Annotated in this window: 12 protein-coding genes; 9 read left to right on the top strand and 3 right to left on the bottom strand. The window is 63.4% G+C overall.

Translation table 11 applies throughout. The annotated features are described in order from the left end of the window. Positions 1-154 precede the first annotated feature (154 nt). Entirely contained in the window at positions 155-4162 is a 4008-nt protein-coding gene (locus NKH02_RS01645) for a peptidoglycan-binding protein (RefSeq protein WP_352875829.1), read from the bottom strand. A 453-nt stretch (positions 4163-4615) separates the two neighbouring features. Here NKH02_RS01645 and NKH02_RS01640 point away from each other — a divergent pair, with 453 nt between their 5' ends. From NKH02_RS01640 to NKH02_RS01610, 7 genes are all read left to right on the top strand, one after another. Beyond that, positions 4616-5074 (top strand): MerR family transcriptional regulator, encoded by a 459-nt coding sequence (locus NKH02_RS01640; RefSeq protein ID WP_352870213.1) that lies wholly within the window; start codon positions 4616-4618, stop codon positions 5072-5074. Between the two features lie 325 nt (positions 5075-5399). Beyond that, positions 5400-7211: an acyl-CoA dehydrogenase gene (locus NKH02_RS01635; RefSeq protein WP_352875826.1), complete on the top strand. Its 1812-nt coding sequence runs from the start codon at positions 5400-5402 to the stop codon at positions 7209-7211. 113 nt (positions 7212-7324) lie between these two features. Next, positions 7325-8494 (top strand): acyl-CoA dehydrogenase family protein, encoded by a 1170-nt coding sequence (locus tag NKH02_RS01630; protein ID WP_352875824.1) that lies wholly within the window; start codon positions 7325-7327, stop codon positions 8492-8494. A gap of 30 nt (positions 8495-8524) precedes the next feature. Then, positions 8525-9733, top strand: coding sequence for an acetyl-CoA C-acetyltransferase (locus tag NKH02_RS01625; RefSeq protein WP_352875822.1), 1209 nt, complete (start codon positions 8525-8527; stop codon positions 9731-9733). 14 nt (positions 9734-9747) lie between these two features. Continuing rightward, positions 9748-11967, top strand: a complete 2220-nt coding sequence (locus NKH02_RS01620; RefSeq protein WP_352875820.1) for a 3-hydroxyacyl-CoA dehydrogenase NAD-binding domain-containing protein — start codon at positions 9748-9750, stop codon at positions 11965-11967. Positions 11968-12049: 82 nt separating this feature from the next. Beyond that, entirely contained in the window at positions 12050-12700 is a 651-nt protein-coding gene (locus NKH02_RS01615) for a S24 family peptidase (RefSeq protein ID WP_352870189.1), read from the top strand. Positions 12701-12708: 8 nt separating this feature from the next. Further along, positions 12709-13560 carry a thermonuclease family protein gene (locus NKH02_RS01610; protein ID WP_352875818.1) on the top strand — a complete coding sequence of 284 codons (852 nt, stop codon included), beginning with the start codon at positions 12709-12711 and terminating at the stop codon, positions 13558-13560. On the opposite strand, the gene NKH02_RS01605 is transcribed toward NKH02_RS01610, so the two are convergent. After that, positions 13526-15172: a lysine--tRNA ligase gene (locus NKH02_RS01605; protein ID WP_352875816.1), complete on the bottom strand. Its 1647-nt coding sequence runs from the start codon at positions 15170-15172 to the stop codon at positions 13526-13528. The genes NKH02_RS01610 and NKH02_RS01605 overlap by 35 nt on opposite strands. A 175-nt stretch (positions 15173-15347) precedes the next feature. Here NKH02_RS01605 and NKH02_RS01600 point away from each other — a divergent pair, with 175 nt between their 5' ends. Then, positions 15348-15755, top strand: coding sequence for a tellurite resistance TerB family protein (locus tag NKH02_RS01600; protein WP_352870192.1), 408 nt, complete (start codon positions 15348-15350; stop codon positions 15753-15755). Between the two features lie 39 nt (positions 15756-15794). Here NKH02_RS01600 and NKH02_RS01595 read toward each other — a convergent pair whose 3' ends face one another. Continuing rightward, positions 15795-16643, bottom strand: a complete 849-nt coding sequence (locus NKH02_RS01595; protein WP_352870193.1) for an ABC transporter substrate-binding protein — start codon at positions 16641-16643, stop codon at positions 15795-15797. A gap of 259 nt (positions 16644-16902) precedes the next feature. Between NKH02_RS01595 and NKH02_RS01590 the strand changes: the two genes are divergently transcribed. After that, positions 16903-17634, top strand: coding sequence for a helix-turn-helix transcriptional regulator (locus NKH02_RS01590; RefSeq protein ID WP_352870194.1), 732 nt, complete (start codon positions 16903-16905; stop codon positions 17632-17634). The last annotated feature ends 13 nt before the right edge of the window (positions 17635-17647 follow it).

Here is a 17647-nt window from a genome sequence, read left to right as displayed (position 1 = left end):
ACCGTTGCGGGCATCTTGGCCCGACAAGCCAATTCGTTCTTGCGCCGGAGGTGCCGCGAAGTCAAACCACGCTACGCCGCCGAAACAAAAAACATCTCAATCAGTTAACAGGCAAATGTGTGGCAAGGGCGTCGTGGAAGCGACGCCTCTGCCGTTATTTGCGCGCCAGCAGCGCCTTGACCAGTTTTTCATCGACCTCGCCGGTCGCCGGCATCTTGTTGTCGGTCTGGAAAGCCATGATCGCGGTCTTCGTCTTCTGGCCCATCTTGCCGTCGGTGCCGCCGGCATCGTAGCCATTCTTGTTGAGAATGCGCTGGATGTTCTGGACGGCCTTCTTCATGTCGATACTGGCCGTCGTCTGCGGTGCGCCGTCCTGCCAGGATTCGGGAACGTCGGCCGAATTGGCTGCCGCGTCCAGCGGCTTGGGCTTCCACAATTCGGTCGCGGCGCGGGCGCGTTCGAGCTGCTCGGGCCGCAGCGCATTGGCGATCTCGTCACGCTTGGCCGCCGCATCCTTGTCGCCGGTCTTGGCGACGAGCGCGAACCATTTGTAGGACTCTTCGAGGTTCTGCTTCATGCCGACGCCCTTGGCGGCGAGGATGCCGAGATTGAACTGGCTGTCCTTGACGCCGGCGTCAGCCGCCGCCTGGAACCAGTGCGCCGCCGATTCATTGTCGGTCACGCCGTCCGCGGCCATGGCGAACAGCACGGCCAGATTGTGCATGCCGCTGGCGTTGCCCTGCTCGGCGGAAAGCTGGTACCAGGTCTTCGCCTTCTTGATGTCGCGCGCGACACCGATGCCCTTTTCGTAGAAATTGCCAATGCGATATTCGGCCGGCGCGAAGCCGAGTTCCGCCGACTTCTCGTACCATTTGGCGGCTGCCGCCATGTCTTCCTTGACGCCGCGCGACTCGGCATAGCGCGAGCCGATCTCGAACAGCGCCTTGGCATCGCCACTGGCGGCGGCATCGCGCAAGGCGACCGGGCCGGCGTCAGCGGGAATGTCGATCTTGGCCGTGGCCGCCGCCGGCGAAGCATCCGTTGGCGGAACCGCGCCCGTGGTGTCCTTGGCGGCGGCCGGCTGGGCCGTCATCGGCTGGGTGCTTGTGTCGGCATCGCTCGTATCCGTGGCGGTTGAAACAGTGGGGCCCGGGGCAGTCGTGGCCGGCGCGGTCGAAGCTGTCGTGTCGGCCGTCGCCGCGTTGGCATCGGCGGGCGTAGCCGAAGCGACGGAGGCGGGAGCCGGCTCGGCTGCCGGCGCGGCATCCATCGACGGCTCGGCGCCCGGCGGCGTCGCCATCGTGCCTTGCGCCGCCATGTCGTCATTGATTGCCGGTTCGGACGGCTCGGCCTGTCTCACGGTACGATCCGGCGCGCTTTCCACTGCCGCGGGCTGAACGTCTGTCCGTGGCTGGCCAGCGGCATCGAATGAGGCGGTTTTCACCGGCTGCGAGGCGACGATCGGCGCGACGTCGTTGCTCGCCACCTGGGCGGGATCGGCGAAGAAGGCCTTGCTCAGTTGCAAGGCGCCCAGCGCCAGCAATATCGCGGTTGTCCCCATCAGGATCGGCTTGCGCCGTGCCTTGAGCAGCTCGCCGATCCGCAGCGCCTTCACCGGTCCGGTTATTGTCGACTGGCGCTTCACCGCGTCGGCCTCGGCGGCGGCTGCCTGCGCCGCGCGCCGGGCCGCGGCGATGAAATCCGATTTCGCGGCATCGGTGTCGCTGGGCTTGGCCGGCTGGCCGCGCTCGTCGCGCACACGCTTCATGATGGCGTTGAGGTCAGGTGCGCCGGAGCCGGGCTCCAGCGGCCGGTTGGCCATTTTCGGATCGAGCGGCTCGTCGAGATCGACACTCGGTACAGGGGCACTCGGCGCCGAGCCGGCCAATGGCGGAATGTCCGCCTCCTTCTTGCCCTTGAATGCGCGGGCCAGGCCGCCGAACATTGATTTGCGGCCGCCCGCCTGTTCGCTTTTCTCGGCAATCGGGTCGGAGCCGAGCGCCGCCATGGCCGCAGCAGCGGCGGCCTCGGCGGGCGTGCGAGTGCCCAGGCCCAGGCCGCTGCGAGCGCCCGGCTCGTTGCGGGGGATCGCGGCGGCGCGGCCATCGAGATCGGCCATGTCCCCAGTCAATGGCAAGGGCTGATCGATATCCATCGACGGCGGCTCGACGGCCATCTTGGGTCGCCGGGCGCCGCGCCAGTTGCTCGGTTCGGCCGGTGCCGTATCCAGCAATTCGCTCATCGCCTCGATTGGCTCGCTGGGTTCCAGCGAACCCAGCCGGTCGACGATCTTGAGCAACGTGTCGTGGATGGCCTCGAACGTTCGCGAATTGCGCTCGTCGGAGCGGCGCGTCAGCGTTTCAAGCGTCTTCAAATCCTGTGCAAGGCCGGAAACGGCCGTCGTGTTGGCACTCGAACCGGCCAGCGATCGCACCGCGTTCTCGGCCGCTTCGCGCGCCGCGCCGAGGATGGAATCACGGGTTCCGGCCAGCGACTTCTCGATTTCGTTGAGGCGCGGGCTGATGTCCTCGAATTCCGGCAGCGGCGTGCTGGGCCTGGAAAGATGGGCGGACAGGCCGGCGACCTGCGCCTCCAGGCTGCGGATCAGCGCCGGATCGATGCCGGCCACCTGCGCGGCCGACGCATCCAGCCGGCTTGAAATGTCTTCGAGCCGGCTTTCCAGGCCGCGGATCGCCGCCTCGCCGGCGGGATCGGGAACACGCGTTTCCATGCGCTTGGCCAGCGCGGTGAAGCGGGCATCGATGGCATCCATGATGCCGGCGCTATCGACTTGCGGCATCCGCTGGTCAAGCCTGTCGGCAACCTCGTCAAGCCGGCGTTCGAGATCGCGAAACAGCATGTTGCCCTGTTCGATGGCGTCGCCCTGTCGGCGTTCCATCATGCCCGACAGCACGTCGAAGCGTTGCTCCAGCCCGTGGAAGATGTAGTCGGCGTCAGGCATGGCGGGCGCCTGGTCGATCTTGTCGGCGATGAGTGCGATCTGCTTGGCTAGGCGCTCCATTGCCTGCTCGGGCAGATTGGCACGGCCAGCGAGCTCGTCGACCCGGCTCGATAGGGTGCTCAGCCGGTCCATGACCGCGTTATCGGGCCGATCCTGCGCCACTTCCTCGATCTGCCGGGCAAGCGAGTCGATCCGCTTCTCGATGCGCTCGAAGGCCTCGTGGTCGAATGAATTGGCTTGCGCAGCGACCGTCGATGCAACGATGGCGCGGGAAATCTCGTCCAGCCGCTCGTCGATCATGCCAAGCGTGTCGCTGCCGCGATTGTCTTGCTGGCTGGCGAAGTGATCGACGGCGCCGGCAAGCGTGCGCACCTTTTCCTCCAGCGAGCGTAGCGACAGCGATTCCGGCAGGTTGTTGACGGCGTTGCTGATCTGCTCCAGCCGGTCGGTCAGCATCGACAGGCCTGGATCGTCCGAGCGCTTGCGCTGATCGGCGTCGACGCGGTCCTCGAAAGCCGTCCAGCGACGATCGAAATCGTCCCAGCGGCGGTCGACCTTCTGCACGCTCTCTTCACGTGCCAGCGTGTCGATCGCGGCTTTGACCTGTTCGAGCTCGAGTCGCAGCATGTTGACGCTTCTGTCGCCGCTCTTTTCGGCCAGCGTCTGGATGGCGCCGGAAAGCCGTTCGAATTCAAGGCCGAGTTCGGCGCTGCCCTTGGCCGAGGCGCCGGGCCTGGCGCCCGACTGGAAAGCCCGCTCGATGTCCTTGCGCAGTGCTTCGAATTCACGCTGCAGCCCGGCGGTCATCTGGTGGCGCAATTCCTCGCGCATGCCGCGCAACTCGCCGGCGATCTTGCCAACCATGGCAACGCCGTCTTCCTGACCGCGCACGCGATCGATGTCGCGGGCAATGGCCTGGTAATTCTGCCCGAAAGCGGCGGCTCCCTGCATCGGGGTCTTCGGGCGCGGCGCGGCCTGCGGATCCTCATACCAGCGCTGCTGGCTGGCGGGTCGGGCGGCGGGATAACGTGCATCGGCGCCATATTGACGGGGATCGGGACGTGCCATCGGGTCCTCGCGCGTCCGCTCCAGCCGCTGCTCCAGCGTTTCCAGCGACCGGTTCAACTGCTCAAGCGTGGTCTGCGGCCTGCGCTGCCTGCCGGCGTTGAGTGTGTCGAGATAGGACCGCTTGCTGTTCATAGGTGCGTCCGTCTTTCAGAATGGCTGGCTCGCGGCCAGTTCCCTCAAGTCCCTGTCGGAACGAGGCGACCGGCGGCTATGCCGCGGTGGAAGACGAGCTTCCCGGGTTCTCACCCGCGCTCCGAAAAACCGTGAAAAATTCGATACAGGATAAACACGGGTAGCCGACGCGCTCACATTTCCCCCAACGTGGTAAACAACGCGTTAACCAAACTTAAGAAATTGAAAGGATGTTGGCTCCGCCTGACGGTGCGGCATAAAGTTCGGACTCGGAACGCCCTTGCGCCATGAGGCGGCAATCGGTATAGAATTGACGTAAACGTAAAAGGCGCGTCGAGCGTGCTTTTTTGCGATTTGTTTGTTGAAACCACGACTGGAAGCAGGCCCCCGCTTCCAGTCAGGCGACACACGGTCTAGGACCGCGACGCCATCAGACGGGGAAAGCCAGTGACTATGAAGCTTATCTCGGCCGGCGAGACCGCGGCCAATACCAATATGTCCGTCGAAGCCGGCGAGGACCTTGTCCGCATCGGCGAGATGGCAAAAAAATACGGAGTGACACTGCGCACGCTGCGTTTCTACGAAGACAAGGGCCTGCTCAACCCGCGGCGTGACGGTTCGACCCGTCTCTACACGCGCCGCGACAAGGCCCGGCTGAAGCTGATCCTGCTTGGCCGCAAGGTCGGGTTCTCGCTGCGCGACGTCAAGCAGATGATGGATCTTTACGATCCGACCGGTTCAAACACCAAGCAGCTGCGGCTGGCGTTGGACAAATCGGAAAAGCAGCTTGCCCGCCTGCAGAAGCAACGAGCGCTGATTGACGACGCCATCAACGAGCTGAGCGGCTCGATGTCGGCAGTGCGCCGGATGCTGGCCGAGCGGTCCGCACCGCAGGCGAGCGCCGCCAGCTAAAGCAATTCCAGGAAAAGTGTGAATCGGTTTTCCCGGGAAAGCGCGTAGCGCTTTACCTTCGGAATTGCGTCAAGCTGGTAAGTCATCCGCCTGAATGTCTGATTATCAAAGCCGCGCGGCCCCGCCGCGCGGCTTTCGTTATCTTCGCAAGCGCTGCCATGCCGCTACGCTCATTGCTGCAATGAGCGGGAAATCTCGTCGCATCGAAAAAATTGACGTTTACGCAAACGTCAATTTTTGCTATCCCGCTCTCAACATCGGTCCGCATGCCGCCCCTGGCTGTCATCGGGGCGTTCGGACCGGGTTCGCAGGGTGGAGAAAACGCATGCCGACATACAGGGCTCCCGTCCAGGATACGCTGTTCGTGCTCAACGAGGTGCTGGGCTACCAGCGCTATTCGAACCTTCCCGGATTTTCCGACGCCACACCCGATGTGCTCGAGGCGATCCTCGCCGAAGGCGCCAAGCTCGCCGAAAACGTCATGCACCCGTTGAACCGTGTCGGCGACATGGAAGGCTGCGTTCGTCATGACGATGGTTCGGTGACGACGCCGAAGGGCTTCAAGGAGGCCTTCAACCAGTATCGCGAGGGCGGCTGGATGGGACTGGCCGCACCGGTCGAGTTCGGCGGCCAGGGCCTGCCCTACGCCGTACACACTGCAGTCTCCGAATATATGGTCTCGGCCAACATGTCGCTGATGATGTATCCGGGCCTGACGCAAGGCGCGATCGCGGCGATCATCACCCACGGCACCGACGAGCAGAAGGCCCAGTGGCTGCCCAGGATGATCGAAGGCGCCTGGACCGGCACAATGAACCTGACCGAGCCGCATTGCGGCACCGATCTCGGCCTGCTGCGCACCAAGGCGGTGCCGAACGGCGATGGCACCTACAAAATATCAGGCCAGAAAATCTTCATTTCCGCCGGCGAACACGACATGTCGGACAACATCGTCCATCTGGTGCTGGCCCGCATCGAGGGCGCGCCGGAAGGCGTCAAGGGCATCTCGCTGTTCATCGTGCCGAAGCTCATGCTCGACGCATCGGGCAATCCGGGCGCCAGGAACACCGTCTCCTGCGGCTCGATCGAGGAGAAGATGGGCATCCACGGCAATTCGACCTGCGTCATGAACTATGACGAGGCGCAAGGCACGCTGCTCGGCGAGGCCAATGGCGGCCTGAAGGCGATGTTCACGATGATGAACGAGGCGCGCCTCGGCGTCGGCCTGCAAGGGCTCTCGCTTTCTGAGATCGCCTACCAGAACGCTGTCGCCTACGCCAAGGACCGCCTGCAGGGCCGCTCGCTGTCGGGCGCCAAGGCGCCGGACAAGAAGGCCGATCCGATCATCGTCCATCCCGACATCCGCCGCAGCCTGATGACCATGAAGGCCTTTAACGAGGCCGGTCGCGCGCTGGCGCTGTGGACGGCGATCAAGTCCGATATCGCCCACCGCTCCGGTGACGACAAGGACCGCCAGGCCGCCGACGACTACACCGGCCTGATGACGCCGGTGGTCAAGGGCGTGCTCACCGACAAGGGCTTCGACCACGCGGTGATGGCGCAGCAGGTGTTCGGCGGTCACGGCTACATCGAAGAGCATGGCATGAGCCAGTTCGTGCGCGATGCCCGCATCGCCATGATCTATGAAGGCGCCAACGGCATCCAGGCGCTCGACCTCGTCGGCCGCAAGCTCGGCCTGAATGGCGGCCGCGCCGTGCAGGCCTTCTTCAAGGAGGTCGGCGAATTCGGCGAGGAGAACCGCTCCGATGACAAGATGGCGCCGTTCACCAAGGCCTTGAAGAAGGGTCTCAACGATCTGCAGGCGGCGACCATGTGGCTGGTGCAGAACGGCATGGCCAAGCCCGACAATGCGGGCGCCGCCTCGACCGACTATATGCATCTCTTCGGCCTTGTCGCGCTCGGCTACATGTGGGCGCGGATGGCCAAGGCGGCTCTTGGCAAGACGGGCGCCAATGGCGTCCAATCCTCTTATGAAAACAACGTAGCCTTCTACGACAACAAGGTCGTGACGGGGCGCTTCTTCATGGAGCGGATCATGCCGGAGACATCAGCGCATCTCGCCCGCATTTCGAGCGGCGCCGACACGCTGATGGCACTGCCGTCGGAAGCGTTCTAAAGTTAGTTTCCCTCCCCGTGAGGGGAGAGTGGCCCGAAGGGCCGGGTGGGGTCCTGCGTAAAGCGCGCCGACCTCAACTCTGAAGATGCGCTCTGGGAGGAGTATCATACAGCATGACCAACCCAGCCGAAATCCTTGGCCTTCCCAAGCCCGCCTGGGCGGCGGACGAGGTCGGCATGCTCTACGACATGGCGCACCGCTTCATGTCGGAAGAGATCGCGCCGCGCTACGACGAGTTCGAAAAGAACGAGATGGTCGACCGCGAAAGCTGGCTGAAGGCCGGTGCGGCTGGCCTGCTCTGCGCCTCGATGCCGGAGGAATATGGCGGCTCTGGCGGTACCTTCGCGCATGAGAGTGCCATCATCGAGGCCATCGGCCATGTCGGTGTCGATGGTTTCGGCATCGGCCTGCACAATTCGATCGTCGCTCCTTACATCCTCCATTACGGCTCCGAAGAGCAGAAGAAGAAATGGCTGCCGAAGCTGGCGACAGGCGAGCTGATCGGCGCCATCGCCATGACCGAGCCCGGCGCCGGCTCGGATCTGCAAGGCGTCAAAACGCGGGCCGAGAGGGATGGCAACCAGTACAAGGTCAACGGTTCCAAGACCTTCATCACCAACGGCCAGCTGGCAAACTTCATCATCATCGTCACCAAGACCGATCCGGAGAAGGGCGCCAAGGGCACCTCGCTGATTGTCGTCGAGACCGACGAGGTCGAAGGTTTCCAGCGTGGCCGCAACCTCGACAAGATCGGCTTGAAGGCCAACGACACATCGGAGCTGTTCTTCAACGACATGCGCGTGCCGACCTCCAACCTACTCGGCCACGAGGAAGGTCAGGGCTTCGTCCAGCTGATGCAGCAATTGCCGCAGGAGCGGCTGCAGATCGGCACCGGCGCAATCGCCATGATCGAGCGGGCGCTGGCGCTGACCATCGACTACGTCAAGGAGCGCAAGGCGTTCGGCAAGGCGATCATCGATTTCCAGAACACCCAGTTCAAGCTGGCCGAGCTCAAGACCGAGGCCACTATTGGCCGCGTCTTCTACAATGATTGCGTCACTCGCCACATCAATGGCGGCCTCGATCCCGTGACCGCATCGATGGCCAAGTATTGGCTCAGCGACCTGCAGGGAAAAGTCGTCGACGAATGCCTTCAATTGCATGGGGGCTATGGCTACATGAATGAATATCCGATCGCCCGCATGTTCCGCGACGCCCGCGTCCAGCGCATCTACGGCGGCACCAACGAGATCATGAAATTGCTGATCGGACGCTCGCTCTGAGCAGCGTCGGATAAACCTAAGGAGCAAGAGATGGCCGAAGCTTATGTCTATGACGCCGTGCGGACGCCGCGCGGCAAGGGCAAGAAGGACGGATCGCTGCACGAGGTGCCGGCGGTGCGGCTTGCCGCCAAGACGCTCGAGGCGCTGCGCGACCGCAATGGGCTGGACACCGGCACTGTCGACGACATCATCTTCGGCTGCGTCGATCCGGTCGGCGAGGCGGGCTCGGTCATCCCGCGCGCTGCCGCCTTCGAGGCCGGCTACGACACCAAGGCGCCCGGCATGCAGATCTCACGCTTCTGCGCTTCCGGGCTCGACGCCATCAATTTCGGCGCCGCCAAGATCGCGCAGGGCGCCGACGAGATCGTCATCGCCGGTGGCGTCGAATCGATGTCGCGCGTCGGCATGGGTGCCTCCGGTGGTGCCTGGTTCATGGATCCTTCGGTCGGCCTGCCCGGCTGGTTCGTGCCGCAAGGCATCTCCGCCGACCTGATCGCCACCAAATACGGCTTCAGCAGAGACGACGTCGACGCCTATGCGGTCGAGAGCCAGAAGCGTGCCGCGAAATCCTGGGCCGACGGCCGCTTCAAGAAGTCCGTCATTCCGATCAAGGACCAGAACGGCCTGACCATCCTCGACCATGACGAGCATATGCGCCCGTCGACCGACATGCAGTCGCTGGCCTCGCTCAACCCATCCTTCATCATGCCTGGCGAGATGGGCGGCTTCGATGCCGTCGCCGTGCAGAAGCATCCTGAGGTGGAAGAGGTCAACCACGTCCACCATGCCGGCAATTCATCCGGCATCGTCGACGGCGCGGCGGCCGTGCTGCTCGGTTCGAAGAAGGCCGGCAAGGCGATGGGCATCAAGCCGCGCGCCCGCATCCGCACCTTCGCCAACATCGGCTCCGAACCGGTGCTGATGCTGACCGGCCCGGTCGACGTCACCGAGAAGCTGTTGAAGCGCGCCAAGATGAAGCTGTCCGACATCGACCTGTTCGAGCTCAACGAGGCCTTCGCCTCGGTGGTGCTGCGCTACATGCAGGCGTTCGACATTCCGCATGACAAGATCAACGTCAATGGCGGCGCCATTGCCATGGGCCATCCGCTCGGCGCCACCGGTGCAATGATCTTGGGCACGGTGCTGGACGAACTCGAGCGTCGTGATTTGAACACCGCCTTGGTGACGCTGTGTATCGGTGCCGGCATGGGCACCGCAACGATCATCGAACGCGTCTGACGGGGAGAGAAACGATGAGCTATACAAATTTCACCCTCGACGTAGACGCCGACGGCATTGCGCTTGTCACCTGGGACATGCCGGGCCGATCGATGAATGTCTTCACCGAAGAAGCGATGCGGGAACTGAACGCCATCGTCGATCACGTGACGGGTGACGCCGCCATCAAGGGCGCGGTGATCACATCCGGCAAGGACACGTTCTCCGGCGGCGCCGACATCACCCTGCTGCAGAAGATGCTGACGACCTTCGCCGCTGAAAAGGGAAAGGACGCCGAAAAGGCCACCAAGGCGCTGTTCGACAATGCCGGCATCATGACCGGCCTGTTCCGCAAGCTGGAGACTTGCGGAAAGCCGTGGGTGTCGGCGATCAACGGCACCTGCATGGGCGGTGCCTTCGAACTGTCGCTGGCCTGCCACGGTCGCGTCGCCGCCGATAGCGACAAGGTGAAGATGGCGCTTCCCGAGGTGAAGATCGGCATCTTCCCCGGCGCCGGCGGCACCCAGCGCGTGCCGCGGCTGACCGATCAGCAGCAGGCGCTGCAGATGCTGACCTCCGGCCAGACGCTGTCGCCGCAAAAGGCCAAGTCGATGGGCCTGATCCATGAGATCGCGGAGCCGGCAAGGCTGGTCGATACCGCCAAGGCGATGATCAGGAACGGCTTGAAGCCGGTGGCGCCCTGGGACGAGAAAGGCTTCAAGCTGCCCGGTGGCCAGATCTATTCGCCCGCCGGCTTCAATCTGTGGCCGCCGGCCATCGCGATACTGCGTCGCGAGACATACGGTAACTATCCGGCCGCCGCCGCGATCCTCAAATGCGTCTATGAAGGCCTGCTGGTGCCGTTCGACACCGCCTTGCGCATCGAGCAGCGCTATTTCACCGAGATCATGCGGACCAGGGAAGCGGCGGCGATGATCCGCTCGCTGTTCGTGTCGCTGCAGGAACTGAACAAGGGCGCGCGCCGCCCAGCCGGCGTAGCCGAAACCAAGTTCAAGAAGATCGGCATTCTCGGCGCCGGCTTCATGGGCGCTGGCATCGCCTATGTCGCCGCCAAGGCCGGCATTCCGGTGGTGCTGCTCGACCGCGACATGGAGTCTGCCGCCAAGGGCAAGGCGCATTCCGACAACCTGATCTCGGATCAGGTGAAGAAGGGCCGCGCCAAGCCGGAGGACAAGGACAAATTGCTGTCGCTGATCACGCCGACGGCCAACTATGCCGACCTTGCCGGCTGCGATCTGGTGGTCGAGGCGGTGTTCGAGGATTCGGCCGTCAAGAAGAGCGCCACCGAACAGGCGGAAGCCATGTTGAAGCCATCGGCGATCTTTGCGTCGAACACCTCCACCATCCCGATCTCGGCGCTGGCCAAGAATTCGGCGCGGCCGAAGAATTTCATCGGCATCCACTTCTTCTCGCCAGTCGACAAGATGATGCTGGTCGAGATCATTTTGGGCAAGAAGACCGGCGACAAGGCGCTGGCCGCGGCGATCGACTTCGTCCGCGCCATCAAGAAGACGCCGATCGTCGTCAACGACACGCGCGGCTTCTACGTCAACCGCTGCGTGCTGCGCTACATGTCGGAAGCCTACAAGATGCTGATCGAAGGTGTCCCGGCGCCGATGATCGAGAATGCCGCGAAAGCCGCCGGCATGCCGGTCGGACCCCTGGCGCTGACCGACGAGACGGCCATCGACCTTGCCCAGAAAATCATGAAGCAGACCATCAGGGATCTCGGCGACAAGGCGGTCGATCCGAAGCAGATGGCGCTGATCAACACCATGGTCGACGATCACGGCCGCTTCGGCCGCAAGAACGGCAAGGGTTTCTACGATTATCCGGCGAAACCCGCCAAGAAGAAGCTGTGGCCGGGCCTCAAGGATCTCTATCCGCAGCTTGCGCCTGAGAAGGTCGACTATGAGGAGCTGCAGCAGCGGCTGCTGGTCACCATCGCGCTGGAAGCGGCCCGGGTGATGGAAGAGGGCATCGTCACCGACCCGCGCGAGGCCGATGTCGGCTCGATCCTGGCCTTCGGTTTCGCCCCTTACACCGGCGGCGCGCTGTCCTACATCGACGGCATCGGCGTCAAGGGGTTCGTCAAGATCGCCAAGAGCCTGCAGAAGAAATACGGCGCCGAGTTCAAGGCGCCCAAGCTGCTGCTCGACATGGCCGAGAAGGGCGAGAGCTTCTACCAGCGCTTCGATCCCTATGCGAAGGGCGAGACCAGAAAGGCGGCATGAGGCAGCCCTGGACTGTGGACAAGAGGGTGGCTCGGGGTTAGAACGGAAAAGGTATTTTTTCCTGTTTGAAGGAGAGCAAGACATGCTCTCACATGACCGTGTCTGGGCCGCCATCGATGCTCTTGCCGAGCGCTATTCGCTTTCGGCCTCGGGTCTGGCCAAGCGCGCGGGGCTTGATTCCACTGCCTTCAACAAGTCGAAGCGTCTGTCGTCGGATGGTCGGCCACGCTGGCCTTCGACCGAATCGCTGGCCAAGATCATCGAGGCGACGGGCGCTTCGCTCGACGAATTCACCGGCCTGATCGAAGGCCGGGCCGGGATCCGTCATGGCGCCTCGATCGCCCGCGGAAGCTCCGTGCCGTTGCTCGGTTTTGCCCAGGCCGGCGCCGGCGGCTTCTTCGACGATGCCGGCTTTCCGGCCGGTCAGGGTTGGGATCTGGTCGAACTGCCGGCGCAATCGACGGAGAGCTCCTATGCGCTGCAGGTGCAGGGCGATTCCATGCTGCCGCTCTACCGCAATGGCGATATCCTCATCGTCGAACCGGGCGCGATCACCCGCAAGGGCGATCGCGTCGTCGTCAAAACCACTGCCGGCGAGGTCATGGCCAAGGTGCTCGAGCGCCAGACCGTTAAGTCGATCGCGCTGGTCTCGCTCAATCCCGATCATCCCGACCGCGATATTCCCATGCGCGATGTAGAATGGGTGGCGCGGATTGTGTGGGCAAGCCAGTAGGTCGGCTGGTGCGTCTCCTTCATATCGCCCTTTCGATTCTGATGGTCCCGGTAATGGCGGCCATGGTCGTCACGGGCGGCCGCACGCTGAATGGAAGCGACAGTGTGGTCACGGTGGACCAGCTCGATCCGGGCGCCGATACGATCGCGCGGGAGGACGCCGACATGGTGCCCGAAGAACCGGCCACATCGGCCATTTCAAATCCACAGCCGCCGAAGCCTGCGCCGCATTCGAGGGCGATCGATCCCGACCTCGTTGCGCCGCCTGAGCTTCCGGCCGAGGAACTGGAACGGGTCGAGCCGCGCGAGCCGCTGAGCAAGCTGGCGCTGGCCGTGCCGCCCAAGCCGAAAATGCCCGACGACTGGAACGGCACAAAGCTGTTCCAGCCGGTCGCGCCGGCCGCCGGCCTGATCGAAGCGAAGGGTTACTCGGTCGCGGTTTCCGGCATCGACATCGTCAGCCAGGACGAGATTTGTAGCGATGACGGCAAATCCTGGCCGTGCGGCGTCCGTGCGCGGACGGCGTTCCGCGCCTTCCTGCGCGGCCGCGCGGTGGCCTGCATCGTGCCGCCCGAGGGCGGCCGCGACCTGATCGCCGCCGAATGCCGGATCGGCAAGCAGGATGTCGGCCAATGGCTGGTCGAAAACGGCTGGGCGCGCGCCGCCAAGGGTGGCCCTTATGTCGAGGCCGGCGACAAGGCACGCACGGCGAAGAAGGGCATTTTCGGATCGGCGCCCGATCTGTCCGGCATGCCGGCAATGCCGGCCGCGCCAAGCCCGGCGCCTCAGGCGCCGAGTTCGATCCTGGAAGAGGTGGACGGCGTTCTCAAGCCAGCTGACCAGCCAGCGCCCGCTCAATAAGCGCCCGCGTTTCGGCAATGCCATAGAGCGCGACGAACGATCCGAAGCGCGGGCCGCGCTCCTGGCCGATCAGCACCTGGTAGATCATCTGGAAGAAGGCGCCCGATACGCCGGGGCCGCCCTCCGGGCTCTGCTTGGAATGGTCCTGATAACGTTCGATCTTGCGTGCGACGTTGAGCGAAGCGTTCTGGATCGCTTCACCATTGGCGTCCGCCGGCAGTTCGCCAAGCGCCGTGTCGAGGGCTTGCAGTGCCTCGCGCTCGACCTTGTCGGCCGGCCGGAAGGTTTTCGTCGGCTTCACGAAATCGTCGAAATAGCGGATCGCGTGGCCGACCAGCCGGTCGAGCTCGGGATGCGTCCTTGGCGTCACCCCCACCGTATGGCGCGAGATGAAGCCCCACAGCACATCCTTGTTCTGCGCGTTGGAGGCGCTGACCAGGTTGAGCAGCAGCGAGAACGGCACCGGCATGTCGATGGCGGGCGGGTTGCCGTCATGCATATGCCAGACCGGATTGCCCAGCCGTTCCTTCCAGTCCTGCCGGGGATACGCGGTAAGGAAGGTGTAGTACTCGTCCACGGCCCGCGGGATGACGTCGAAATACAGCTTCTTGGCCTGCCGTGGCCGCTGGTACATGTAGAGCCCGAGGCTTTCGGTCGGCGCATAGGTCAGCCAATCGTCGATGGTCAGCCCGTTGCCCTTCGACTTCGAGATCTTCTGGCCGTTCTCGTCGAGGAACAGTTCGTAGACGAAATGCTCCGGCGCCCGTCCACCCAGAATGTTGCAGATGCGGTCGTAGACCACAGCATTGGTCTGGTGATCCTTGCCGAACATCTCGAAGTCGACGCCAAGCGCTGCCCAGCGCATGCCGAAATCCGGCTTCCACTGCAGCTTGACGCGGCCCCCGGTGATCGAAAGCGTGGTCTCCGTGCCTTCGTCGTCGAAGGTGATGGTGCCGGCCTTGGCGTCGACATGCTTCATCGGCACGTAAAGCACACGGCCGCTCTTCGGCGAAATCGGCAGGAACGGGCTGTAGGTCGCCTGGCGCTCGGGGCCGAGCGTCGGCAGCATCACCGCCATGATCTGGTCATAGCGTTCGGCGGCGCGCAGCAGCATCGCGTCGAAACGGCCGGACTTGTAATATTGCGTCGCGCTGGCGAACTCGTAGTCGAAGCCGAACGTGTCGAGGAAGCGGCAAAGCATCGCGTTGTTGTGGTCGGCGAAGCTCGCATAGTCGCCGCCGAACGGATTGGGAACCGACGACAGCGGCTTGTGCAGATGCTGCTCGAGTGCGACGCGGTCCGGCACGCTGTCGGGTATCTTACGCATGCCGTCCATGTCGTCGGAAAAGCACAGCAGCTTGGTCGCAACCTTATCCTGCGTCAGGACGCGGAACGCATGGCGCACCATAGACGTGCGCGCCACCTCGCCGAATGTGCCGATATGCGGCAGGCCGGATGGTCCGTAGCCGGTCTCGAACAAGATCGTTTGGGGAAAGTCGGCGCCTTTGTAGCGTTCGATTATCTTTTTGGCTTCCTCGAACGGCCACGCCTTGCTCTCGGCCGCGGCCGCCAGCACCTCGGGATTGAGATCGACGATGTTTGATCTCGCCATGTCACTGTTTTCCAAATCATTCGCCGGCCCAAATCATTCGAAGGCGGGGCCGGAGCAGGGTTTTTTCAACCGGTCTCTAGGCGTGCAGCGCCGGAGCGTCAACGCGTGCGGCGCTTTTTCCTTGCGGTGCGGAGAGTGCGTTCCTACCTTCGAAGCCCGGTTCAAGGAGAAAAAATTGCCGACGCCGCATGAAGCCCTGATCTACCTGATGGTCATCACCTCGGCCTCCGATCGCGACATGACCGATGTCGAACTGGCCAGGATCGGCGACGTTGTCCGCTCTTGGCCGGTGTTCGAGGATTTCAACCACGACCGGCTGGTCGGTGTCGCCCAGGCCTGCCAGAAGCGACTGCACGAAAAGGATGGGCTGAAAGGCGTTCTGGCTGAAGTCGCCGAGGCCCTGCCCGAGCGCTTGCGCGACACCGCCTACGCCGCGGCCTTCGAGGTGGCCGCCGTCGATCTCGAAATGCGCATGGAAGAAGTGCGGGTGCTGCAGCTGATCCGGCGTCAGCTCGATCTCGACACACTGACCGTCGCCGCCATCGGCCGTGCCGCCAAGGCGCGGCTGCGCACGCTCACCTGAATATCCGCAGCTCCCTAGCAAAACCTGACGGAGACCGGATCAAAAAAAATTAACCGGGAAATAGCGCAAATAAAATTCGGCGAACGTGCCTTTCATCGAAATCTCCTGCAGCGCGTAGTCGAACGCGGCGGCCAGTGCCGGATTGTCCGCCCGGGTTGCGATGGCCATGCCCGAGCCCAGATATTCAGGCGCCAGGTAAGGGCCGCCGGTAAAGCGGCAGCAGCCCGCTGAATCCGAGCCGCCCAGCCAGAAAGCCAGGCGCATGCCGTCGCCGAAGGCGGCGTCGAGCTTGCCGCCCTTGAGATCGGCATAGAGGTTTTCCGGCCTGTCGAAGGGGACGATCTGAACGGTGTTGAAATAGTCGCGCAGCATGCTCTCATGCGCCGAGCCGGCGACCACGCCGACACGCTTGCCGCGCAACTTGGCAAAGATCGGTTCGGCCAGCGCCTTGCTCTTCGGCATGATGAAGCGCGCCGGAAACTGCAGGTAGGAGCGCGAGAAGGCATAGGTCGCGCGCGATTCCGGCGTTGCGGCGATGCCGGCGATGATCGCCTCGCCTTCACCTTTCCGTAGCGCGCCTTCCAGCTCGGCCCAGGGCAAGGCCTGGATCTGGCATTTCTCGACAATGCCAAGCTCGGCGCAGATGGCACGTGCCAGATCGATGTGGAACCCGGACAGCTTTCCGGAGCCGTCGAGGAAATTGAAGGGCGGGAAATCGGTGGTCGTCAGGAATCTCAGCCGGGGCAGCGCCGAAAGGTCCGGCTTGGGCAGCCGCTCCTTGGCATCCCACAGAACCGGAACCTGAGGCGCCGCGGCGCGCGCGCCGTCGGCGAACGACAGCAATTCGATCAGCATCGCAAGGGCGAAGGATCTCCATTGGAACGCCAAGATAAAACTCCGCCGCGGTCGTGCTCGCACCGGTTTTCGTACGAAAATGGGACAGGCACAATGGTTTTTGATTTCAACACGCCGATTTCAGGATATGATTTAGCCGGTTTGCAAATCAGCTTTGGCCGCCTTGGTGAGAGGATCGAGGTCGGAGCCACAGAATAAGCATGCGGTTTGCAATCCGTGGTCGGTGGCGAAGTGTAACTCAGGCACGCATCATAGGCCGCAATGCATGAGGCAACATGGGGTTGATGTTGCGATGGGTCAGTTCGATCGCACGCTGGAATTCATAGACCAACTGCAGCACGCCGCGACGGCGGCGGCGGTCTGCGAAACGCTGCTGGGCATAACGTCGGATTTCGGTCTCACCGCACTGATGGCGGGAACCGTACCGCAGCCGGGCACGCCGGCCGGCCAGCAAAAGCAGCATGTGCTTCTCTGCGATTGGCCCGGCGAGTGGCTGGAGCGCTATGTCGCGCGCAACTATGTCGATCATGACCCGGTCGTCAGCCACATGAAACAGCTGCAGGCGCCCTTCCAGTGGCGCGAGGCCTCGCAGAGTATCCGCATAGACAAGAGCAGCGGCGAAGTGATGGGCGATGCCGGTGCCTTCAAACTGCGTGATGGACTGGCCTTCCCGCTGATCACGCTCGACGGCCAGATCGTCATGGTGTCGCTGGGCGGGGAGGCCGTGGAATTGTCCGCCGCCGAGTTCGGCCAGGTGTCGCTGGTGTCGACCTACGCGGTTGGCCGCGCCATGCAACTCCACACGATGGCGAGCAAGGCCATCGATCATATCGTGCTGACGCCGCGCGAGCGGGAATGCCTGCAATGGGCCGCCGTCGGCAAGTCCGAATGGGAGATTTCTCAAATCCTCGGCATCTCCGAACACACCTCGGAGAAACATCTTCTTAACGCCAAAAGCAAACTCGGTGCCGTCAACCGGGTGCAGGCCGTCGCGGAAGCGATACGGCGCGGCTACATTAGCTAGGTCGGCCGTGCCG

Origin of the sequence: Mesorhizobium sp. M1396 (assembly GCF_040317725.1) — a bacterium.
GTDB lineage: Bacteria > Pseudomonadota > Alphaproteobacteria > Rhizobiales > Rhizobiaceae > Mesorhizobium.
The sequence above is the reverse complement of the archived record's forward strand: the minus strand, read 5'-3'. Positions and strand labels throughout refer to the sequence as shown.